Source organism: Microcoleus sp. S13_C5 (assembly GCF_036700845.1).
Classification (GTDB): Bacteria; Cyanobacteriota; Cyanobacteriia; order Cyanobacteriales; family Microcoleaceae; genus Microcoleus.
Map to the genome: position 1 here is coordinate 55,231 of NZ_JAUBPR010000018.1, position 24,399 is coordinate 79,629.

Here is a 24,399-nt window from a genome sequence, read left to right on the forward strand (position 1 = left end):
CTGGCACCTATCACTCATGTTAAAAAGTTTTTGGTTGACTTGCCGGCATACTTGCGGCCGGGGGATTTATCTGTTTCTGTCCCTGATTGTGGCTGCGGGTATCGGGGTGGTTTCCCCGGAACCGACTCAAGCATTTTCTTTGCCTGAACTGATTTTTCGGGGCATTCAAGTTATTCAATTGTCGAATATGTCCGATCGCCAAGAGGTGACTATTGGCCAACAAATTAATCAGCAGTTAACGAACAGCGAGTTTAAGATTGACCGCGATCGGGACACTACAGAATATATCAACCGCATCGGTCAGCGGCTCGCTCAAGAAAGCACTCGCCCCGATATTCCTTATACTTTTCAAGTGATTGACGACGACAATATTAATGCTTTTGCGACAATGGGCGGTTTTGTTTATGTGAATAAAGGTTTGATGGCAGCGGCAGACAATGAGGCAGAATTGGCCAGTGTGATCGCCCACGAAATAGGTCACATTAGTGCTCGCCACGCGATTAAACAAATGCGTCAAATGGCCATAGCTTCAGGTGTAGCTTCGGCGACAGGCCTCGATCGATCTCAGGCGGTTCAGATTGGGGTGGAATTGGCTTTGCGGCGCCCCCACAGCCGCCAAGCTGAGTATGAAGCGGATCAGTTGGGATTGCAAACAATGGGGCGAGCAGGCTACGCTCAATCTGGGATGGTTGATTTTATGAAAAAGTTGCTCAACAAGCCTTCTCCTCCTAGCATTTTGAGCACTCACCCGGCTACTGCCGATCGTATTGCTGCTATTTCACAGGCTATAGATCCAGCTCTTGCTAGCGGTGAAGGTTTGAATAATGAGGATTACAGGCTAGAAATCCGCAGACTTTTAGGTTCGTAGCAATTCTCAATCTGTCAGGGGCTCTCTTGTTTTCTCTTCTCTTTTCTTACTTCGCGATCTTCGCGTCTTCGCGGTTCATTAAAAAACAAATCCAGTTCGTAGGGTGCGTCAGCGATCGGGTCAATTTCGATTTAATCACTCAAACTTAAACTGATGCACCCTAAAACTACAAATTGATTTAACACTGCTGTTGAACAACAGAATCCATCGCAGGTTCCGGGGGTGCAATCGGCTGCGGCTTCAATTGCCGAACAACTTCGTCAAACGGCAAAATTCGGACTTGATTGTTAAATACATTTACTTGATAAACTCTGCGGTAGCTGAGGTCAAATCCTGTCAGCCAGCCGCTTTTGGGATGATAAGCACCCGTGTCAATATCCAACCACCCTTCGCCCCTGACTAATTCGCCCGGTCGGACGCCATGAAAGGTAAAGGTGATCGTGTGACCGGTGATAATTAATTTATTCGGAAAATAGGGTTTCGACATGGTGTGAAATTCCCTGCGAATCCAACAGAGTTGTTCGATCGACTGTTCCTCAATCGACAGATGGGGGTCAACGCCGGCGTGAACTAGCCAGATGTCCCCTAAATCCCGGTGCGTGGGGAGCGATCGCAGCCACTCTAAGTGTTTGTACGGCATCATCCCTGTATCTCTGTAGCTCGCTACTGTCGCATCGCCGCCACTGTAGAGCCAAGATTGCCACGCTCGCATATCCATCGGTGTCCCCGACAAAGCTTCCAGCATCAGTTGTTCGTGGTTGCCCAACAGAGTTTGGTAGGGGCTTTGCTGCACAAAATCTAATACCTGAGCGCTTTTGGGGCCACGATCGATTAAGTCTCCCAAAAAATAGACGCGATCGTTCGAGCTGGGGGCAAGTGCCTCTAGCAGGGTCATTAAGCCGTCGTAATGCCCGTGTACGTCCCCGATAACAATGCGCCGATGCTCCATTGTGTTTATCCGCTTCCCTGACTCAAAAGCCCCATCTCTAGCTTATAGCATCTGATTTTGCTGCTATTTGCCTCCCCTCTTTTACGGTGGAGGGGTGTCACCCATTATAGTGCTTTGTATAAAGATTCTGTAAAGCTCGCCAGTACCTGTTTGCGTAGCTACTGATAGAAACACAGGCAAGCTGTTAATTGTGCTTCTGCAACTGCTGTTAGTGAGGCAAAGCTGTGAGTTATTTCACGCTTTAGGGTGCATCAGCGATTAGCCGACGGATTAAGTCGAAAATAATCCTAGCTGACACACCCTAAAATACGATCGAGCCTTAACGATTGTCACTGAGTCAAAGCTTTGAGGAATGTCTGGAGTTCTGCCAAAAAACCTTTCTTTTTTACAGGTTTGGCAGGTGTAGTGGAGTCAGGATCGTCGGTTCCGAGAGCTTTGGCTAAAATCCGCTCTAAATCGTCTCCGACTGGTTTTTGGGCGGTTTCAGAAATTAGTTCGTATTCGTTGTTTGTTTCCAGCCACACTTGCCACGATTGGGGGTAGCAGCGGAATAAAGCAGCAGTGTCTAGGGGTCTGATGTAGTAGCAGGATTCAATTTTGCTGAGGAAGCGATCGCGCAATTGGCGGCCCGCATAGCCTATACCTATAGTGGCAACATCTTCCAGGCGCGGGTTGAGTAGAATTACTGGGCGACCGGCCGCAGCTATGTAAATTTTTTCCACTTGGGCAACTTCTACGGCTGCTGGATTGATCAAAATGAAAAGTTGATCTTCCGGTGCTATTTTATCTTCAACAGGGCTGCGACTGCTGCCCAAATCAGTGACTTTAAACGGTGTTTCTCCCCAGTCGCGGCGCGCGAGGGCTGCCGCACCGGCGTCGGGAAAAAAGACTTTGACTCCGGGGTAGATTTCCTCAAATTCTGGGAGGAATTCTAGGGTGATAGACTGTGCTTGCAGGGCGATTTCTGGAAATACTAATTCGACTTGCAGTAGAGTTTTGCCGTCCGAGAGGGCAGCGGCGGTGGCAATGCGGGATTGGGCGATCGCCTCGTTGAGATCCTTGGGCAGTTCTGTCATTAATTTAATTGTTTTTACTCGACTTTTCTCAATCTAATTTTACCTGAGATATTGCACCATTCTCAATTACCTGTTTAGGAACAGGCAAGATGCCTGTTTCACAAGAAAATTCACTCTTTGGGGAACAGGCATCTTGCCTGTTCTTGAGCATGGTGCAAGATGTAAGTTTTACCGTCTCAAGCAACAAAAGCTAACACCGACACGGGCGAACCGGAACCTCCCAAAAGGCGCAATATTCCGATAACTAAAGTGATTTCAGTCGTCGGTAACAAGTCGAGATTTGCCAGATTCTCCAGCACTATTCGCTGCTTTTCCAATACCAATTTGTTAACCGCAAAACTTTCATCTGGCCCGGTATCGACTCCGTGTGTGTCGGTTCCAATTCCCGTGATAGAGCGTTCTTCTAGCAAAAATTGAGTTGCTGCTTTGCCAAATCCGGGAAAGTGGCAAATTCCGCGAGCGTCTCGGTTGAAAAATGTTTTCTCGTCATCCCATTTTTCTTGCCACCCAGTATACAATAAAACTAGATTTCCCGGTTCTATAAGTTTGTGCTGCCGTTCCCAAGTCAATATATCATCAATTGTTAAAGTGTAGTCGGGATTGGCAAGACTTTGCTTTCGGATGTCGATCGCAATTGCCGGCACAACCAGCGACTGCGGGGAATAATTATCAATGCTGGCGCCTCCTGCATAAAAGGTGTTGGGCGCGTTGATGTGAGTGCCACTGTGTTCTCCCATTGAGAATTTTCGCAGGAAATAGCCGTTTTTTTCTATTTGAGATACTGTGGCAATTTCTGTGGCTGGATCACCCGGCCAGATGGGAATATTTGGGTGAATTGCATGGGTTAAGTCTACAATTTTGCTGTAGGCGATCGTTTTTAAGTTATTTGACTTAAAGTTGTTTGTCATCAGGTTAAATATATCTATTATTTATTAAACACAGTTGAGTTTTTGACCTTCTGCGATCTCAATCTAAAATCTAAAATCTAAAATCTAAAATTGGATTACTCGATCGAGCGTTGCTTCCATCACATCCTTTGTTTGCCCCGAAACAGTATACACCAAAGCTTCTCGATAAACTCTCCCAGCCGGGTGTACCGCACCGTTAGCAGCACCGCTAGAAACTGCAACCCCAGCGTGCCCGCAACGCACGGCTAAATCAATGGCTTGAGCTCGCATCGCTAATTGTTCTGCTTTCGAGCTATGTTGAGATTGTGAGAAATTCTGTTTTAGCCGATCGAGCTTTTGCTCTAGTTTTTGGCAAGCCACCGTTATAAAAGGTGAATTCTTAGCAGCCGCCGCTACTGCAATTACATCCAATCCCGCTCGAATACACCCAAAAGTACCCGGAACAAAATTCAGTATATTTTTGCTGTCGTTTTCCGAAATCCAGCCGACAGGTTTAAGTGAAATTATTTCCGATTCATGCAGCAACCAATTATCTAGAGTGGTTGTCACAGTATTAGTCGAGTTCATGGCGATTAACTGCATGATTTCGCTACAAGCTATTTTACCATATTCGCCTTCAATATTGGCAAAAGGCACTAAACCGAAAACAGCGCGTTCGTCAGGAAGTACCGCCGCTACAATAAACTTTTGAAACAAGCGAAAACCTGTTACCCAAGGAACTTTTCCTGACAATAAATAGCCCGCTTTTGTGGGAGTTGCGGTGACGGCCGGATTGCCCGATCGCCTCAAATGCGAAAACCCAATACCCAAGCGTAACTCTTTTTGGGCGATCGCGGGCAAGTATCTGCTTTTTAGCATTTCATTGTCGCTGTTGGCAATCATCGCAGTTGCGCTGTGGTGCTGAGTTTGCAGGAAAGACAAAGCGCCGGAATATCGAGCCGTCAATTCCTGATATTGGTAAAAAATCTCCGGTGCAATCTCGGCACCGCCCCATTTTTGGGGAACTCGCAATGCTAAGAGCGATCGATCTTCCAATCCCGCAACTGCTGTTTTTAGCGCTTCCGAGTCGCTGTCAATAATTTCCGCGTGTGGTGCAACGCACTTTTGTAGGTAAGTTTCTGTGCTGTTGAGAATATCTTGGAAATCCATTTTTTAGAATTATTTTATCGTAATTTTTACCCTTACTTCGGAAAGTTGTATAGCCCACGCATAGCTAGCTAGAAACCCGGTTTCTACGAGTTTTGCGACGAGCCACGATAAATCTACGAATAAACCGGGTTTCTGAAGTCATTTTATAGTGATTTTGTGTCAAAATTATGTGGGGCGGGGAGAAATTCCCGCCCCCAAACTAACTTATTTCCACACTTTCCAAGGAGCCTTGCCTTCATCCCAAAGTTCGTTTAAATACTTGTATTCTCGAAAAGTATCCATCGCAAAGAAGAAGCCGTCATGACGGTAAGCCATCAACTGTCCATCTGCAGCCAAACGCTGCATCGGCTCTTGTTCTAAAATACAATCATCTCCCCCCAAATACTCAAATACCCGGCGGTTAAATATCATATACCCAACACTGATCCAGCCGTCGATTTGAGGTTTTTCAGTAAATTGAACTACGCGGCTATCGCTATCTACCTCCAAAATTCCAAAGCGAGAAATCGGGCGAAATGTAGTGACAGTTGCCAGCTTCCCGTGAGATTTGTGAAAATCCATCAAGGCGTCAATATCGACATCAGCAACTCCATCGCCGTATGTCACCATGAAATTCTCGCGATCGATATATTTTTCGATCCGTTTTACCCGCCCTCCCGTCATGCTTGCCGCGCCAGTTTCAGCTAGTGTCACTTTAAAATCTTGTTCGAGATGTTCCTCGTGATAAGTGATGGTATTTTGCCGTCCCAGACAGATAGTAAAGTCATTGTTCATGGCTTCATAATTGAGGAAATATTCTTTAATCATGTTGCCGCGATAGCCCAAGCACACAATAAAGTTTTGGAAACCGTAGTGTGCATAGATTTTCATGATGTGCCAAATAATTGGATGCCCCCCTACCTCAACTAAGGGTTTGGGACGAAATTCTGTTTCTTCTCTGAGACGAGTACCCAGACCACCTGCTAGGATAACTACTTGCATTTTTTTTATTTTTATAAAGATGATCAATTAATTTATCATCAATCATCAGTGATTTATTCAAAGAATTATTAACTTTTTCTCATACTGAGTGAAGCTTTGTAAACCACAGAAATCACAAACTATTCTCAATAATTGTAGGCTGGGCGCCCAGCACCCTCTATTTACCTCTATTTAGGAATAATCGTAGGGTGCGCGCGACCGCACCGTGTATTTGAATGCTGCGCGAACTTTCTAACTAACAGTAGGTGGGTACTGCGGACAGTATATTTGAATACAGCGCAATTTTTAACTTATTAAGAGTCGATTAATAAATAGACAAAAGAAGAGCAAATACCTATACTAAATATAAGAAATAGATTCAACAGCAATGAAAAATAAACTCGATCGCCTAAAAAAGTTTTTAGGTATCCTCTGTGCGATCGCCTCAATAATTATATTATTCCAATCGGCTATACCTGGTGTTTACGCCACGGTTGTTGCACCGGAAGGCTCACCCCTACCACAAACCACCGTAGCTTTTGTACCCAACATACCGGGCGGCGGATTAGACTTTCACGAATCAGCAGGAGGACACACTTTAGAGAGACACGTTGGTAAAACAGAAGCACAACTAGCACAGCGACTCGCAAGCGAAACGACAATTTCTGCCGCATCTTCCTTTACTGATCGTTCCGTCGCCGAAGCGGCTATTGCAGAAGCAATGAACAGAAATCAAAGTGCGATCGACTCTTGGGTGAACAGCCGAGGTAATCGTTATACGATCGACTACAATGCCAACAGAATAATTGGCATTACTCTGCGTCGCCGCGCATCCAAAGCAACTTCAACATCTCGCCTGAGAATCGTCCTCCAGCGCAGCGCCAAATTACCTCCCGGATACTTTATTCTCACAGCTTATCCCCAATGATCAATCAATTTCCTCATTTAACCCAATTTTTCAGTTCCTACTTTCACCAAGACTGGCCGTTAGAAGCTGACACTCCCAGCGATGTAGTGAACAACTACCGCAGCAGCGAACCGCGCCCAAGTGTTGAAGCTGCATCGCAAGAACTCAGCAAACTGCTCGAAATGCCGATCGCCCCAGCCGATTTAGAAGCATTCGTCCTCGATGAATTAGGGTGTTACTACGACCCACAATCCGAAAATAAAACAGTCCGAGAGTGGTTGGAATCGGTGCAAAAATCTTTAAAAAATCCCAGCTAAAATCTATATATTTGTAAGAGCACGGCGCCATGTCCCTACAATTTGTTCACAATTTAATAGGATAGCTAGCTCACTTGCTAACCGTCAATAAGTAGCCTTCGTGGACGTTTAAATTAGGGATAACATAAGCCAAGCTGCCGCTACCCACAGACAAACTTTCTTCTTTAACAGTGACAAGCTGTGGCACGGCTACTTCTTGATTGTTGGGAATTTTTTCTAATTTTAGAGTGATTTTCTGACCTCTTTGAATACCTAGCTGCTCCAAATTTCCGAGGCTTAATGTTACCGTTGTTGCTGAGGAAAAATTGGGGTCAAAATAACCTAAAAGTATCTGTGCTTTACCTTGAGGATTTGATTTGCTGGCTAAAGCGACAAGGCGATTGTTATTTGACCAACTCTGCACCCGCGAATTAACTCCGTCAGCATAAGCTTTGTAAGCCCACCAAGCTGCTCTTGGCTCAAAGGTATTAGGCGTGACCATCCCACTCAGCGTATTGTTGAAGCAATTGCTAACTTTATTTGGCCCTTTACTCTCCCAACAAGCTCTGCAAGCGCCATCAGCTTTTGCATACTCTAAATTATACAAATAACCTAAGATGTCCCCCGGCTGGTACTGCGCTAAGTTCCCTACAATTTCGTTGACGTAAATTTTTTGCAAGTTCAGTTCCTTGTAAGAGGGACTTTGCTGGAAATTACGTTTAGCATCAATTACATGATCGTCAACAAATAAGATCATTGTATCATTGAGTTCGTGCCAAGCTAGAAAATTTACTTCCAGTTTGTTCGCTTTGCAGTAATTCAAAAAAGCGGTCAGATATCCTTTATTGTAGTTGGTAATGCTCGGCCCGCCAATTATTGCTGACGGTCCTAATTCTTCTCGCAAAATTTTGTAAGCTCTTTTGTAGGTTTCAAAGAATTGTTCTCTGCTTCCATTCCAAAACGGATTTTTTAAATCTGGTTCATTCCATACATCCCAAATAATTTTCTTGCCTTTATTTTGCTGGGCTAACTGTCGGATGAATGCTTCCCATGCAGGGTAGTTTTGATAGGGCCAGCCGTTGGGATTGCTACCGTAGCCCCACAAGTCGCTGACTACTAACTGAAACTCGGCTCCGCTGGCGATTACTCGATCGTAAATATCGAGTCTCCCCGCCCGCCAAAGCTTGGGCTGCAAGGGTTTGATCGAGCTATCCGGCGGTTTGGCAGTGTCGATTCCGTGCAGGATGCCACTCATGGAAATTGTACTGGTGGCTGGCTGTCCAAAATCTACTGTAACGTTCGATCGAAGCTGGGCGATCGCTCTTGGCTGTCCAAAATAGGCTATTAACAGAACAGTGACAATAGCTAAACAAATTGGCAGCAGTTTATTAATACGTGGGAACTTGAATGAAAATTGCATATCTTTTCTTTGGTTAATTTTTTGGGGAATGGGCATCTTGCCCGTTCCTAAGAATGCTGCAACATCTCAGCTTTAACGAACGGACGACAACACTTCAAAACCCTGTATTGATTCTATCACTTGTTGCCACGAACGCGAGTTAATCAGCTCGTTGGTATCGAAATTAACCCCTTTTTCCGCAGCAAAAATGCCAAAACTTTTCACCCAATCAAAGATTGTTTCTGTGGTAAAATAAGGTGTGCAGGCCCAAGCAGATTGCAAATTATTTACCATCCCGGACATATCTCCCCAATCGTAAGCCTCCCAAGCTTTCCACACTAAATAATAGTATTGCAGCAGGCTATCCACTTGCTGTACCTGCTTTTTGAGTTTCGGACTAATAGAGAAACTGTCGCTCTCATCGTCACTTACAAATGCCTGTTCAATTATTTCTCCATATTCCCGAAGCATCCGTTCTTCTTTGAATAGTTCTTGGGCTCGCGCTTTGCACGCTTGTCCTGCAAGTCGGCGCGATTCGGGATTTTCTGCCCATATTTCCACGGTTTCTACCAACTCTTTTACAGTTCCTTCTGGGTCGATTGTAGGATCGGGCAACAACTTTCCCGTATCTCCCAATTCTTCAGGAATCCCGCTGACTGCTGTGGCAATTACGGGCAATCCTTTCGCCATTGCTTCCATAATTGCTAACGGCATTCCTTCTGCTTGGGAAGATAAAATAAAGATGTCGCTGGCGTCGAGCCAATCGGCAATATCCCAGCGCTGTCCTAAAAATTTAACCTGTTCTTCTACTCCCAATTTGCTCACAGTTGCTCTTAATTCAGGTTCCATATTGTCGTGAGTAGTAGACCCAGGCCCAGCCCAAACAAAGTAAATTTGGGGCCATATTGGACGATTTTTCAATTGGGCGATCGCCTGCAATTGATACTGATACCCTTTAATTGGAGTTAATCTCGCCGCCGTAAAACAAACTATAGCATTTTCTGGGATTCCTTGTTCTTGACGCAGGCGTTGGCGAGTGCAAAGATCCGGCGGCTCAAAATAACTATTTGGTCTGCCATAATAGATTACTTTTCCTCGTTTTAGACGCGCTTTAAATAGACTTTGGAACAAGTTTAAATTCTCGTAGGAAACTGCTACTGCTGCTTGGGCTACCATATACTGGTAGGCAACTGCATCGAAATAGGGAATTTGATCGCCGCGATCAAAGGTTTCATAATTGCGATTGATATAACCCAGACTGATTATGTACGGTATATTTTGCTCGATCGCAACTTGTTTAGCTGCAAAGTTAGCCATCGGCCAGCCGTCACTAAATATAATTAAATCCGGTCGAGCCTGGGCGTAAATCTTTTGAGCATCATCCAAATTGTAAGCGATTCGCAAAAACTCTTTCATCGTGTCGAACTCTAGCCAAATATGTTCGATACCGAGCTGTTTTTGTTCGGTAATTAAAGGGTTAGAAGCTTGACTTTGAACGCTGGTTACTCGGTAGCCATCGGCAGCTAATTTACACATCAGCGAGTGGTTAAACTGAGCCAATCCGCCGACTCCTGAGTCTTCTGTGTACAGGAGTACGTGCTTTGTTGGCGGCCGAGAAGCTGAAGTGGAAGCCGATTGGAACTGATAAGGATTGTTAGCTGCGATCGCCACTATGTCTTGCCATTCCTGTAAATTGGTTAAGGCATAGGCATCAAAGTTGTCGCCGTACTGTTCCGAAACCCCCTTAAAAGTTTCCAGCCAATTAAAAACAGTTTCAGTGCCGGTCAAACGAGTGTAATACAGAGATTTTTGCAGACTTTCGACCATTTCTGGCAAATATCCGTCGCGGTACATCCGCCATGCTATCCATACTAAACACTTGTAACGTTCCGCGCGTTTTAAGTCACGGATGTGCTGAGGTAAGTCTGGCCTGGCGAAAAATTGCTCCATCACTATTTCCGTATTTTTCATTAATTTGGAGCCGTTAGACATGATATTGCTGTCGTGCTGACGATAGCCGGTTAATATCTCTTTTAACCAAACTGACTTGCAGCCTTTTAAAGCTAAACGTAGGACAAAATCTAAATCTTCGGTTGGCGGAAAGCGAGGATCGAAACCTCCCAAGCGTTCCCACCACTCGCGCCGCAGCATCATGGCGCTGGGACGCACTGATTTGTAGAAAACAAAGGCTTCTAAATCTAATTTTGGTGCTTCTTCCCAAGGCTTTACTCCATAAATGGCTTCGTCGTTGTCCCCAACTATCTGCCAACCTGTTTGCACCATATCTAATGTGGGGTCAGCATCAAAGCAAGCTACTTGTTTTTCTAGTTTTTTTGGTAGGAAAAAGTCGTCAGCATCTAGAAAAGCTAAAAATTCCCCTTTTGCTAACTTACAAGCATGATTTCGAGCAATTGCTGCTCCTTGGTTATCTTGATAGATGTATTGAATTAAATCGAGGTAAGGTGCTAAAACTTGGCGAGTGTTGTCAGTTGAACCGTCGTCTATGACGAGAATTTCCCAATTTTGATAAGTCTGGTTAAGAACACTCTCTATGGATTTGACAATGTAGCGCTCGCAGTTGTAAGTGGGGATGATTACGCTGACTCGCGCTGTTTTTTTGGGAAGTATGCTAACCATTAACTTTTTCCATTCTGGTAAGTTTCTTAAAGATTCAGTGTCGGGGTCAAGTCCGTAAGATTTAGAAATTGCAGTCAGACGAGCAAGCCAATCTATTACTGTTTTCTCTGGCGAGTAAGGAGTATAAAGGAAAGATTTTTGGTAATACTCCAGTGCTTGCACCGGATAGCCGCTATAGTAAAGTTGCCACGACATCCATGTTAGAATCTCATAAAAAGCCGGCTTTTCCAATTGACGGATGTCCTCTGGCAAGTCGGATCTGCTGAATAAATTTTGCTTTAATTTAATAGCAAGGTTTGCCTGTTTCAGCGCTCTCTGGATCGACACATTTTGCCCGTGCTGGCGGTAGCATACTGTCACTTGAGGCAACCAAGCAGCTTCGCAGCCCGATAGTGCTAAACGCAAGATTAAGTCGGCATCATCTACTGAATCATACTGAGAATCAAAGCCGCCGACTCGTTCCAACCACTGTCGCGAAAACATCATCGCGCTCGGAAGTAGGGGCATATAAACAATCCAGGTTTTTAAGTCTAGCTGAGGCAAATATTCCCAGGGTGTGACATCGAAAATACTTTCGCCTTGCTCTTTTACCATTCGCCAGCCACTATTAACAATTCCTAGTGATGGCTGAGCGTCAAATAACGCAACTTGTCCAGCTAACTTATCTGACAAAAAAAAGTCATCTTGATCTAAAAAAGCAATTAATTCACCTCGGGATTCTTGAATTCCTCGGTTTCTCGCGGCAGCTACTCCTTGGTTTTCCTGATAAACATAGCGAATTTTGTCAAAATAAGGCTGCAATGCTTGGCGGGTGTCGTCGGTTGAGCCGTCGTCTACGACGATAATTTCCCAGTTTTTATATGTTTGGCTGATGACGCTTTCTACCGCTTGCGCGATGTAACGATCGCCATTAAATGCTGGAATAATTACACTTACTCGCGATGCCGGATTTGCTATTGACATGAATTTTATCGATGATAAGGAAGGGTTCGGCAACGGATTCTGAAACGGATGTAACGGAGGTCAGGCAGAAGGCAGATGCCATTCTACTGTTGACAGCATTCCGAATTTGAAAGGTAAATCTGGTATTCTAGCGTGCATAAAATACAGATTCAATCCCCTGTAATTCCTCGACTAATTGTTGCCATTCTGCTGAGTTAATGAGAGAATATGTATCTAGATTATGCCCTTTAATTAAGGAAAAATTGCCAAAATATTCTACCCAGTTTAACAGCGTTTCTGTAGTCAAAAAAGGTGTGTACTTCAAAGATTCTAACAGCGACTTCTGCATGCCGCTTAGATCTTCTTGACAGTAAGCCTGCCAAGCATTCCACACTAAAGAGCTGTAGTGCACCCGGTTTTCTATCTTCGCCATTGACCTCTGCACCTCTTTTTGAGTAACAAATGGATCTGTTTGGCGATTATCGAAAAGTAAAGCTTTTTCAATCGCCTCAATCGACTCTGCCAACATTCGTTCCTCTTTAAACACTTTCTCGGCTCGCTGTTTGCAAACTTGACCGATTTGATGCCGTAATTCGGGATTCATTGCCCAAGCTTCTACAGTTTCCGCCAATTCCCTCGCAGTTCCCTCTGGATCGGTATTCGGATCGGGCAACAATTTCCCAGTATCGCCAAGCCCTTCAGGAATACCGCCGACAGCCGTTGCAACTACCGGCAATCCCTTAGCCATCGCTTCCATTACTGAAAAAGAAGGCGCTGCATCTGCTAGAGAAGTTAAAATGAATATGTCGCTAGCATCCAGCCAATCTAGGATATCCCAGCGCTGTCCGATCAACTTCACGCGCTCGCTCACCCCTAACTCTTTAATAGTTTCCCTCAATTCTAGTTCTACATTGTCAGCGCTTCCCTCACCAGTTCCTGCCCACACAAAATACAGTTTAGACCACACAGGAGACTGTTGCAACTGCTTGATTGCTTCGAGCTGATATCGATGCCCTTTAATCGATGCCAATCGAGCCGATGTGAAACAGACAATCGCATCTTCAGGAATTTCTATTTCTTGTCGCAGGCGTTGACGAGCCGCAGCATTAGGAGGTAAAAAATATTCAGGAGAACGTCCCAAGTAAATCACTTGTCCTCGCTCTTTTGGCAACTTGAAATGTTGGCACAATAAATTCAAATGTTCATAAGCGCCAACAATCAAGGCTCTAGCTTGCAGGCAGTGGTGAAGCACTCCTTCTACATAAGGCACTACATCCCCGCAGGCAAAAGTTGCGTGTTCTGGCATAACTAACCCAATCACCATCATGTATGGTATTCCCATTTCAATAACTACCTGTTTAGCTGCAAAATTGGAAAATGGCCAACCATCGCTAAAAATAATCATATCCGGTTGATTGCTAGCAAAAAGCTCTCGTGCATCCTGAGTATTTCTTAATACCCGCTGTAAATCTTTATGACCGCTAAAATCGAGCCACAAGTGCTCTATACCTAACTCTCGTTCTCGCTCAAGCAAGGGGCTAGAATGTTTCGTTTGCACGCAAGTGACTCGATAGCCTAATAGGGCTAACTGACAAAGAATGGCATGATTGTACTGCGCTAATCCTCCCACGCCCGGATCATCGGTGTTGTAGAGTAGAATGTGCGTTTCCCTACGGGATAGCTTCGCTTCACGCGCTTTTGAAGGTGTGGGAATAGAACTCTGTTGAGATTGGGGTGGATTAGTCATCACCATCAGAATTATCTCTTGCCATTCCGCTAACTTACTCAGCGAATAAGCATCAAAATTTTCACCATATTCTATTGAAGCTATCCTAAAAGTTTCCAGCCAATTCAAAACTGTTTTTGTGGGCGAAAAAGGCGTATATTGCAATGATTTTTCCAAACACTGGGCCATCTCTGCTAGATGACCGTCGCGGTACATCCGCCATGCCAGCCACTTGAAGCATAGATAGCGTTCTTGGTTTTTTAACTGGCGAATTGACTCAGGCAAATCAGGTCGCTTGAAGAATTCTTTCATCAAAACTTCTGTATTCTTCATTAGCGGCAAACCGCTTGACATGATATTAGAATTGTGCTGGCGATAACAGGTAAGAATCTCTTCTAACCAAACTGCTCTGCACCCCTTTAAAGCTAAACGCAAGGCAAAGTCCAAATCTTCAGCCAACGGAAAATTATCATTGAAACCGCCCAATTTTTCCCACCACTTTCGGCGCAGCATCATCGCACTGGGACGCACGCATTTAAATATAATAAAGCTTTCTAAATCTAATTTAGGCGCTTGCTGCCAAGGCTTCATCTCAAAAATATCTTTCCCTGTTTCATCGACCATCAGCCAACCTGTTTGCACCATATCTAATGCGGGATCAGCGTCAAAGCAAGCTAGTTGTTTCTCTAGCTTGGATGGTAGGAAATAGTCATCAGCATCTAGAAAAGCCAAAAAATCGCCTTGCGCTAGTTGACAAGCAAGATTTCGGGCGGCTGCTACTCCTTGATTTTCCTGATATATGTAGCGAATTCTGTCAAGATAAGGCTGCAATACTTGCTGCGTGCAATCTGTCGAACCGTCATCTACAACTATAATCTCCAAATTAGTAAAAGTTTGATGTAGGGCGCTCTCAACCGCTTGCACGATGTAGCGATCGCCATTATATACAGGTATAATTACGCTTACTTGCGGTGTCCGAGTGGCTGTTGACATTATTTTTTCGCTTGCTGTTAACCTATGATTATCTAGTTTATATTAATGTCGCGGACATTCAGCACTATTCTGTGCTCGGTAGCTCTAATTACAAAAATTTGAAGTTTGGCAAATTCTAGCATATAATCTTACAGATAATCATTACTCCAAAGGAAAAGAAAAAATGAATTCAGAAACAGTGCAAGTGAATTTCCAGCAGCAGGCAGAAATTTATTTAGCTACAGGGAATTTCGATCGGGCGATCGCACTTTGCCAACAAGTTTTGGCATCTGATCCCAACTCTGCAGAGACTTGCAAGACCTTGGGGAAGGCGCTGCAAGCTCAGGGTAAACTAGAAGACGCAAGGTATTGGTATAAAGTTGCGATCGCCCGGCAACCGGATTTTGCCGAAGCTTTTGCTAACCTCGGCACTCTATGCGCTACATTGGAACAGTGGCAAGAGGCGATCGCCTGTTACCAAAAAGCCATCTCCCTCCAACCGGACTTTGCAGGATTTTATCGAAATTTGAGCCGGATATTTACCCAAGTCGGTCAGGCTGAGGAAGCAGCAGACTGTTGGTATCAAGCACTCATCTTGGAGCCGATAGAAATAGCGGAAGAATATCTAGATTGGGGTAATACATTGCTTGCCCAAAATAAGCCAGAAAAAGCGCTAGTTTGTTACCACCGCACCATTTTTTTAAACCCGAGTTGTTGCGAAGCTTATTGCAAAATAGCAGAAGCTGCTAGCGAGCTGAAACAGTGGGACGAAGCTATTGTTCACTACCGCAAAGCTATTCAACTCCAGCCGGACATTTCGGAGTTTCATTACAAATTAGGCAATGTTTTGCAAGCCAAGGAACTCTGGCGCGAAGCGGAGACTGCCTACCGAAAAAGTATTGATTTAAATCCCAATTCTTTTTTGTCATACTACAACTTAGGCAGCGTGCTGCTCAATTTAGAAAAATGGCAAGAAGCTGCGATCGCCTACCGCACGGCTGTTGAAATTAACCCGGATTTTTCTTGGTCTTACTACAGCATCGGTGCAGCTTACGATCGATTAGAACAATGGTCTGAATCCGCCGCAGCTTACCAGCGCGCTACTGAAGTAGACCAGAATTTTTTCGCTGCTTTTCACAAGTTAGGAGATGCTTTTTTTAAACTAGAAAAGTGGTCAGAAGCTGAGGCTGCATACGAACGGGCGCTCGCACTAAATGCGGATTTATTTTGGTCTCATTATAACTTAGCTTTGACTTTAGTTAAACTTCAAAAATTTGCAGCAGCAACATTCGCTTATCGGCGGGCGATCGCACTCAATCCCGAATTCTCTTGGACTTACCATAATTTAGGAGAAGCGCTGTTAAAAACCCAACAGTGGAAAGCTGCAGCTACCGCTTACCAACGTGCTATTGAACTTAATCCCACTATTTCTTGGTCTTATTACAATTTAGGCGATGCTTTGAGTGGAAGTCACGCATGGAACGATGCTGTTTCCGCCTACCTTTGTGCGCTTCAAATCGAGCCGTCCCTCCCGAAAATTTACCTAAAGTTAGGTGAGGCTCTAATTAAAAGAACTCCGGTAGATTCAGATGTAGCAACTAGCTACTATCACCACGAAATGCAGCCGCAGCACGCTCCTGAATTTTACTGCGAAATAGCCCAAAAGTTTGCTGAGAGCGCTCGGCTTAACGAAGCCATAATGTTGTACTTGATGGCATTAGAAATTAGACCAAAAGATCCAGAAATCTCGCAAAAATTAGAGGAGATTTTAGAAAAACAGCGTCAAACAGGGGAATCTACTCTATTATTAGAGTTAGAGGCTAAGGATATTCGCGATCGCTACATTGCCCGAGTAGTCAAAGGCAAGACTTTTGCAGAAGTAGGCGGATTGTGGGGAACTGTCAGCGAAAAAGTATCTGTAGCTAGCAAATACGGTGCAGTTTCTCTGACAATGATTGATGCCATGCCGGCATACCTCGACTGGTGGCAAAATTTTCACGATCGCATGACAAGTTTAAATATTGCTAATTATCACTGTATCAATCGAGATATAACTCAAATTAAGCTTGCAGACATTGGCGAGCCTTACGATGTAGTGCACTGTGCAGGAGTTTTATACCACCACCCCCATCCGTTGCAGATTTTAGTTGCCTTGCGTCAGATAACTCGCGAGCATTTAGTTTTCACTTCAGCTATCACCCAAGAAGTTATAGAAAATGAGTTGGGACGCTATGAAATTCCCGCTTCTGGAGTAATGTTTATTCCCGCTTTGGACGACGCTGAACGAGCTATTTTAACAGCTTACTGGCAGCCCTACCTCAACAACAACCCACTTATAGGGATAACTGAAAAAGCAGTTTTTGATATGGACAATTTGGCGGCGTGCTGGTGGCTGCCTACAGCTACTTCTTTAGAAGCTATGTGCAAAGTCGCGGGCTTTAAGGTTTTAGACAAAGGATTGGCTTGGGGCAATAATGTTCTGACTCTGCTGCTGGGGATTTGAGGATTGGTAAACGAATAATAACAGGACTTGCTTTGCACAAACGCCTAAACACCCGGTTTATGACCAGATTTCTCGTTTTGTTTACCCAATATTTTTAGTAGAAACCGGGTGTTTTCCGTAAGTCCTAAATAAAATAGCTGCAAACATTTTTTGTGAAGAAAATAGGAACTGGGAAATAATCAATGAACAATCACCAACCAGGGACGCCGTTAGGAAACATTTTAGTAGTGGACGATACACCAGAAAACCTGCGTTTGTTGTCTACGATGTTGACTCAGAGGGGGTACACCCCCCGCTGCGTGATTAACGGAAAAATGGCTCTGAGAGCCTGCAATTCTAATCCACCAGATTTGATTTTGCTCGACATAATGATGCCAGAAATGAACGGCTACGAAGTCTGTCAGCACTTGAAACTAGAAGCAAAAACTCGCGAAATCCCGGTAATCTTTATCAGCGCTAAAGATGAAGTTTTTGACAAAGTAAACGCATTTGCTGTGGGAGCTGTTGACTATATCAGCAAGCCATTTCAGTTTGAAGAAGTTCTCGCCCGCATCGAAAGTCACCTCAGCCTGCGGAATTTACAAAAGCAGCTAAAAGAACAAAATATGCTGCTGCAAGAAGAAATCACGAGCCGCTTAGCAGTCGAACAAACTCTTCAGGAAAAAAACCAAATTTTGCAACAAGAAATCAGCACCCGTCGCGCTGTTGAAAAAGCTCTGCAAGAGCAAAATTTGGTACTCCAACAAGAGATATCCCACCGCCTGCGCGCCGAATCTGCTCTATTAAAATCTAACCAAGAATTGGCGCGTTCAAATGCAGAACTAGAACAATTTGCTTATGTGGCTTCTCATGACTTGCAAGCGCCTTTAGCAACCATTGCCAGTTACGCTCAACTTTTAGAAAAACGCTACAAAGACCAACTCGACAGCCAAGGTAGTAAGTTTATCGGTAATATCGTTCAGGGCTGCACCAGAATGCAAACTTTAATTGACGATTTACTCGAATATTCGCGCGTTGGCCGGAGTCGGAAACCTTTTGAACTGACAGATTGCAATCACGCAGTCGAGCAAGCACTCGCGAACCTGCAAGGGGCGATCCGCGAGACTAAAGCTGTTATCACCTACAGCGAATTACCCGCGGTAATGGGGGATATTTCTCAACTCGTACAGCTATTTCAAAACTTAGTCAGCAATGCGATTAAATATCGCCACGATGCACCGCCTGTGGTTCATATTACCGCTTGCAAACAGGAGGAAAGCTGGTTAATTTCTGTCTCAGATAATGGAATTGGGATTGCTCCCCAGCATCAAAAACGTATCTTTCAAATTTTCCAACGCTTGCATACTCAAAGAGAATATTCTGGGACAGGTATTGGTTTAGCAATTTGTCAAAAAATTGTGGAACTTCACGGCGGATGTATCTGGGTGGAATCGCAACCGGATCAAGGTTCAACTTTTTACTTTACTCTCGCTTAATCGAGACATACTTTCGGCAAAAGGGATAAGCTCTAAAGTAGATAAAATTTATTATTTTATAAACTTTAACTCCTAACCTATAAGGTACAATCTAGAAGTTAATACTATTTAATATGGCAGATGAAAGCATTGAATTATTGGGAAGGATTGTGACTATCGGGGTGGGAGATGGGCTACAGTTGCATTCTTTTTTTAACTGGTATAAATTGCCAGTTAGAACAAAAGTTATATTCCGTTGACAGTCTAGTTGGTGCGTGATATAATTTTCATTATTAAACATAATTTTTGTAGCGCTTGCTTACCCTCCCCAATCAGACTGTAGATGTATGTGTACGTGCAATTGAATGACTGCCCTGAAAATCACAGGTAAAATTCAAGTTAGTTTAATATTTACTTGGTTAAGAAATATTATGAAAGCAGTTTTTAACTTAGCTTTGCCTCCTATCTGCTTTAAAGTTTTGTTAGTAGAAGACAACCCTCAGGAAGCTGAGCTGATTGAAGATTTGCTGTCAGAAATTGGCGGCGCGCAGCGTATAGTGCTGACGAAAGTAGAGCGTCTCAGCGAAGCGCAGCAGCGATTGAATCAAGAAACTTTTGACATAATTTTATTAGACCTTTCACTGCCAGATAGTCTGGGAATCGAGACGGTGGCTCGGGTACAAGAGTACGGGGTAAATGTGCCGATCGTAGTTCTGACCGCCCAAAACGACGAAGAACTTGCCCTGCGGTTGATTTCGGTCGGCGTACAGGATTATTTGGTAAAAAGAAAAATCGACAGCGAACTGTTAATTCGATCGCTGCGTTACGCCATAGAACGCCAGAACAGTCAAGATGCTTTGCGAAAAAGTGAAGAAAAATATCGCTCGGTGGTGGAAAATTCCCTGATCGGCATTGCAATCATGGCTCCAATTATTGACAGCGAAATTCCTCAAAATTGTCATTGGATAGAAGTTAACGATGCCCTGTGCAATTTGCTGGGCTATGAGCGCTACGAACTCGTGCAAAAGAATTGGCTAGAGTTGACTCATCCAGAGGATTTGGAGGCTAATTGTGAAAATTTTTATCAGATGTTAGCAGGTAGGCTCGACGGTTACATCTTAGACAAAAGGTGGCTCAGAAAAAACGGCGAAATAGTTCACACGCGAGTTTCCCGGCGCTGCATCCGTCGCCCGGACAGGTCTATTGACCGGATAATCGAAGTAGTGTTGGACGTGAGCGATCATTACCGCTACGAAGCCAAACTCAAAGCGTCAGAAGAATTTTTAAACCACACCATAAATGCTACGCCAGACCCAATTTTTGTCAAAGACGAGCAACACCGCTGGATGATATTAAATGATGCTTTTTGTCAGTTGGTCGGCAAATCACGGCAAGAACTGATCGGCAAATCAGATTATGATTTTTTCCCCCAATCAGAAGCTGCTGTTTTTTGGACAAAAGATGAAGAAGTATTGACAACGGGTGTCTGCTTGGAAACCGAAGAAAAATTCACAGACTCTGCCGGGAGAGAACACATAATTTCTACAAAAAAAAGTGTCTTTAAAATAGCAGACGACAGTAAAGTAATAGTGGGTACAATTAGAGATTTTACCGAATATAGAAAGCAACAAAAAGCCCTGGAACAAAGCGAAGCTCGCTTTCAAAAATTGGTAGCTAACCTGCCGGGAACAATTTATCAATTACGAATGTCAGAAACTGGAAAAATGTCTTTCCCCTACGTCTCTTCAAGCAGCCGCCAAGTGTACGAATTAGAAGCAGAAGAAATCGAGGAAAATGCGGAACTGATTTTCAGCGGAATTCACGCAGACGATCTCTTAGATTTAGAAGCATCGATCGCAATTTCAGCGACTACCTTGGAACCTTGGCAGCAGCAGTGGCGACAGACTTTGCCATCTGGGAAAGTTAAGTGGCTGCAAGGAGCGGCGAGACCGGAAAGGCTCAAGAATGAAAGCAAATCTGGCAGCGAAGGCGATATTCTCTGGGACGGTTTAGTGATGGATATCACTGAATTAAAGCAGGCGCAAACAGAGCGCGATCACTTTTTTACCATCTCCTTAGACTTGCTTTGTATTGTAGGTTTCGATGGCTATTTTAGACGATTTAACCCGGCTTGGTCAACGGTTCTAGGCTACAGTAGTGCTGAGCTTTTTGCCAAGCCGATGATCGAATTTGTTCATCCAGACGATCGAAAAGCTACCGCAACCGAAGGAGTCAAACTAATAGCAGGTACCTCCAGCATCTCCTTTGAAAACCGCTATCTCTGCAAAGATGGTTCTTACAAATGCTTCCTGTGGACGTCATCGCCATTTAGTGAAGAAGGTTTAATCTACTCCGTCGGTCACGACATTACCTCTCGCAAACAAGCAGAGTCCCAACTCCAGCGACAAGCAGTAGCAATGGCCGCTGCTTATGACGGAATCGCCATTTTTAATAATAATAAAGAATGTATTTATTCCAACGACGCTTATCTCAAAATGTACGGCTTGACTAGCCCTAGCGAACTGTATGGGAAGAAATGGAAAATGCTCTACAGCAAAGCAGAAAATTTATTTTTTGAACTACAAATAATGCCGATGCTCCTGCAAAAAGGGTACTGCAATATAGAAGCTACTGGTCAGCGCAGAGACGGTACTAAGTTCCCTCAAGAATTGTCGCTAACAAGGCTTGTCGGTGGCGAAATCATTTCTATAGTCCGCGATATAACTAATAGAAAACAGGTAGAATCAGCCCTGCGGTCGAGTCAGCGCCGCTACCAAACTTTAGCAGAAGCATCCCCAGTCTGCATATTCCATACCGACACCTTGGGAAATTGCCTGTATGTGAATCAACGGTGGAGCGAAATTACGGGATTAACCGCAGAATTAGCAGCAGAAACTGGCTGGATGAATGCCATACATCCCGATGATACGGAGCGGGTAAAAACTGAATGGCATCGAGCAATTATTGAGAAAATTCCTTTTAAATCAGAATACCGCTTTCAGCGTCCAGACGGTCGGGTAATTTGGGTGATAGGTCAGGCAATTGCAGAAATTGGAGACAAGCAGGAAATTAAAGGCTATATCGGCACTATTACTGATATTAGCGATCGCAAAAAAGCAGAATTAGATTTGCTGCGAGTTACTCAAGCGGTGGAAAGCACCAGCGATGCGATCGGCATTGCTGACTTGACAGGGCGATCGCTCTACCACAATCAAGCCTTTGTTCAACAGTACGGCTACACCCCAGAAGAACTAAACACAGCAGGCGGATTAACAGCAATTTACCCCCAAACTAAAGTGCTGCTAGAAATGTTTAAAACGATCCGTAAAGGCAAATCTTGGCAAGGCGAACTCAAAATCAACACTAAAAACAACAAACTGGTAACAACTTTATTTCGCGCCGACGGCATTAAAGATGAAACTGGTCATTTAATCGGGTTAGTGGGAGTAATTACCGACATTACCGAACGAAAACAAGCGGAGATGACCCTGCAGCAGCAATTAAGGCGAGAACGGCTAGTAGTTGCCATGCTCGATCGCATTCGCTCTTCCCTAAATTTAGAAGAAGTCCTGACAACTGCTGTCGAAGAAGTGCGGCAATTTTTGCAAACAGACCGCACAGTTATTTACCGCTTTAATCCCGACTGGAGCGGTATTGTAGTTGTCGAATCCGTAGCTAAAGATATACTTTCCTTACAAAATTTCGACTATTTGGATACGTGTTTTAGAGATAAATTTGTTAATCTTTACCAGCAAGGAAATATTCGCGCCATAGAAGATATTTACGCGGAAAATATGAGCGAATGTCACATTAAATTTCTCGAACAATTTGAAGTTAAAGCTAACTTAATAGTGCCGATTTTACAAGCACGAGAAAGCCTTTCCCAAGTCCAACCGACGGCAGAAAACCAGCTCTGGGGACTCCTGATCGCCCACGATTGCAGTGGCCCCCGTTCCTGGGATTCCTCAGAAATAGAATCCCTCCGGCAATTGTGCGTGCAATTGGCGATCGCGATCCAGCAATCGACGCTATTTCAACAAGCACAAACGGAAATTGTCGAGCGCAAACTTGCAGAATCTGCCCTCCAACAAGCTGCATTAGCCGCAGAAAGCGCCAACCGCGCCAAAAGCGAATTTCTTGCCAATATGAGCCACGAACTACGCACGCCTTTGAACGGCGTTTTAGGTTACACTCAAATCCTCAAAACCGACAAAGACTTAAACTCCGATCACCAAGAAAGTCTCAGCAATATTCAACAATGCGGTCAACACCTGCTGATGTTAATCGACGATGTTTTAGATCTTTCCAAAATTGAAGCTAGAAAAATGGAACTCTACCCGGAAGAGTTAAATTTTATAAGTTTTATGAAAAATATTGCTGATCTATTTCAGATGCGGGCCTCTCAAAAAGAAATTTTATTTAATTACGAACAAGTCTCTCCCCTGCCTAGCTGCGTTCGTGTCGATCCAAAAAGATTGCGTCAAATTCTCATAAATTTACTCAGCAATGCCGTTAAATTTACTAACAGTGGTGGTGTGACTTTCAAAGTCGGCTATGTCGGTACAGGGGCCTGGAGTCGAGGGCAAGGAGAAAACTATGAGTTCTCGACTTTGAGTTCGGAACTGAAAGAAAATTATATGCGCTTCGCCCACAATGCGATCGCAGCCAAACACGCTTTAAAAATCCGCTTTCAAGTCGAGGATACCGGCACGGGAATAGATCAAAGCAAGTTAGAAGAAATATTTTTGCCTTTCCACCAAGTAGGAGGCAATACGTTTGTTGAAGGTACAGGTCTCGGCCTCTCGATTAGCCAGAAATTAGCGAAACTAATGGGTACCGAAATTCGCGTCCACAGCACTTTGGGAAAAGGCAGCACTTTTTGGGTGGATTTAGAATTGCCAGCAGCTAAACGGTACTTGGAGGTATCTCCTTTGCAGGAAAAACGCTGGCTTGTCGGTTTTATCGGCAACAAGCGGAAAGTGCTAATTGTGGATGACAATCAACTGGATCGCGATTTGTTGTGCAGGCTGCTGCGGCGTTTGGGATTTGAGGTCGCAGATGCCCAAAACGGTCAAGAATGCCTCTGCAAAACTGTTGAATTTCAACCGGATGTGATTTTAATGGACTTGCGGATGCCTGTAATGGATGGCTTAGAAAGTGCAAGAAAACTGAGGCAGTTGCCGGAAGTAAAAGATGTTGTGTTAATCGCTATGTCAGCTAGCGTTTTCGAGGCTACGCAGCAAGATAGCATCCTCGCAGGGTACGATGATTTTCTTCCCAAACCGATCGAAGCAAATCACTTTTTGGAACAGTTGCGCGTGCATTTGGGACTAGAATGGATTTATGGGGAATCTTCGGAAAACAAAAAGCGCAAAACTCCCAATTTGTCACCCGCCTCTGATATTCCTGCTTATTCTTCTCTGTTACCTGCGGCTTCTGAGTCAGTAGCAAAACTTTTGAAACTCGCAGCTATGGGCGACATTGAAGAAATTTTTGAGGAGAGTGCTAAGCTGGAGAGTTTAGAACCTAATTTAGTCCCGTTGGTCTCGAAGCTGCGCCAACTTGCTAAGGGATTTCAGCTCAAACAAATTCGGACTACTTTAAAGCAATATATCGATGGTCAGTAGTCAGTAGTCAGTGGTCAGTAGTGATA

14 protein-coding genes are annotated in these 24,399 nt (G+C 44.2%); 6 read left to right on the plus strand and 8 right to left on the minus strand.

The features are described 5' to 3' along the window. Positions 1-16 precede the first annotated feature (16 nt). Entirely contained in the window at positions 17-868 is an 852-nt protein-coding gene (locus tag QUA04_RS07680; RefSeq protein ID WP_333255374.1) for a M48 family metallopeptidase, read from the plus strand. A gap of 178 nt (positions 869-1,046) precedes the next feature. Here QUA04_RS07680 and QUA04_RS07685 read toward each other — a convergent pair whose 3' ends face one another. From QUA04_RS07685 to rfbF, 5 genes are all read right to left on the minus strand, one after another. Then, entirely contained in the window at positions 1,047-1,817 is a 771-nt protein-coding gene (locus QUA04_RS07685; protein WP_333255376.1) for a metallophosphoesterase family protein, read from the minus strand. A 329-nt stretch (positions 1,818-2,146) separates the two neighbouring features. Next, positions 2,147-2,893 (minus strand): DUF1995 family protein, encoded by a 747-nt coding sequence (locus QUA04_RS07690; RefSeq protein WP_333255378.1) that lies wholly within the window; start codon positions 2,891-2,893, stop codon positions 2,147-2,149. Positions 2,894-3,069: 176 nt separating this feature from the next. Further along, positions 3,070-3,801 (minus strand): cyclase family protein, encoded by a 732-nt coding sequence (locus QUA04_RS07695; protein ID WP_333255380.1) that lies wholly within the window; start codon positions 3,799-3,801, stop codon positions 3,070-3,072. A gap of 84 nt (positions 3,802-3,885) precedes the next feature. Then, entirely contained in the window at positions 3,886-4,950 is a 1,065-nt protein-coding gene (locus QUA04_RS07700) for an acyl-CoA dehydrogenase family protein (RefSeq protein WP_333255382.1), read from the minus strand. A gap of 204 nt (positions 4,951-5,154) precedes the next feature. Beyond that, entirely contained in the window at positions 5,155-5,931 is a 777-nt protein-coding gene (gene rfbF, locus QUA04_RS07705; protein ID WP_333255384.1) for a glucose-1-phosphate cytidylyltransferase, read from the minus strand. A 367-nt stretch (positions 5,932-6,298) separates the two neighbouring features. On the opposite strand from rfbF, the gene QUA04_RS07710 reads away from it, so the two are divergent. Together QUA04_RS07710 and QUA04_RS07715 are read left to right on the plus strand one after the other, a co-directional pair. Beyond that, positions 6,299-6,838: an RNase A-like domain-containing protein gene (locus tag QUA04_RS07710; RefSeq protein ID WP_333255386.1), complete on the plus strand. Its 540-nt coding sequence runs from the start codon at positions 6,299-6,301 to the stop codon at positions 6,836-6,838. After that, the gene (locus tag QUA04_RS07715) at positions 6,835-7,134 is read left to right on the plus strand and encodes a contact-dependent growth inhibition system immunity protein (RefSeq protein WP_333255388.1); all 300 of its coding nucleotides are present in this window, start codon (positions 6,835-6,837) and stop codon (positions 7,132-7,134) included. The genes QUA04_RS07710 and QUA04_RS07715 overlap by 4 nt, the downstream gene beginning before the upstream one ends. A 70-nt stretch (positions 7,135-7,204) precedes the next feature. Here QUA04_RS07715 and QUA04_RS07720 read toward each other — a convergent pair whose 3' ends face one another. The 3 genes from QUA04_RS07720 to QUA04_RS07730 all read right to left on the minus strand — a co-directional run bounded on the left by QUA04_RS07720 (position 7,205) and on the right by QUA04_RS07730 (position 14,810). Beyond that, positions 7,205-8,533: a GH39 family glycosyl hydrolase gene (locus QUA04_RS07720; protein ID WP_333255390.1), complete on the minus strand. Its 1,329-nt coding sequence runs from the start codon at positions 8,531-8,533 to the stop codon at positions 7,205-7,207. A gap of 72 nt (positions 8,534-8,605) precedes the next feature. Beyond that, the gene (locus QUA04_RS07725; RefSeq protein WP_333255392.1) at positions 8,606-12,112 is read right to left on the minus strand and encodes a glycosyltransferase; all 3,507 of its coding nucleotides are present in this window, start codon (positions 12,110-12,112) and stop codon (positions 8,606-8,608) included. 127 nt (positions 12,113-12,239) lie between these two features. Continuing rightward, entirely contained in the window at positions 12,240-14,810 is a 2,571-nt protein-coding gene (locus QUA04_RS07730; protein ID WP_333255394.1) for a glycosyltransferase, read from the minus strand. Between the two features lie 163 nt (positions 14,811-14,973). Between QUA04_RS07730 and QUA04_RS07735 the strand changes: the two genes are divergently transcribed. From QUA04_RS07735 to QUA04_RS07745, 3 genes are all read left to right on the plus strand, one after another. Further along, on the plus strand, positions 14,974-17,292 hold the full coding sequence (locus QUA04_RS07735; protein WP_333255396.1) for a tetratricopeptide repeat protein: 2,319 nt from the start codon (positions 14,974-14,976) through the stop codon (positions 17,290-17,292). Between the two features lie 182 nt (positions 17,293-17,474). Then, positions 17,475-18,767, plus strand: a complete 1,293-nt coding sequence (locus tag QUA04_RS07740) for an ATP-binding protein (RefSeq protein WP_333255398.1) — start codon at positions 17,475-17,477, stop codon at positions 18,765-18,767. Positions 18,768-19,177: 410 nt separating this feature from the next. After that, positions 19,178-24,373 carry a PAS domain S-box protein gene (locus QUA04_RS07745; protein ID WP_333255399.1) on the plus strand — a complete coding sequence of 1,732 codons (5,196 nt, stop codon included), beginning with the start codon at positions 19,178-19,180 and terminating at the stop codon, positions 24,371-24,373. The last annotated feature ends 26 nt before the right edge of the window (positions 24,374-24,399 follow it).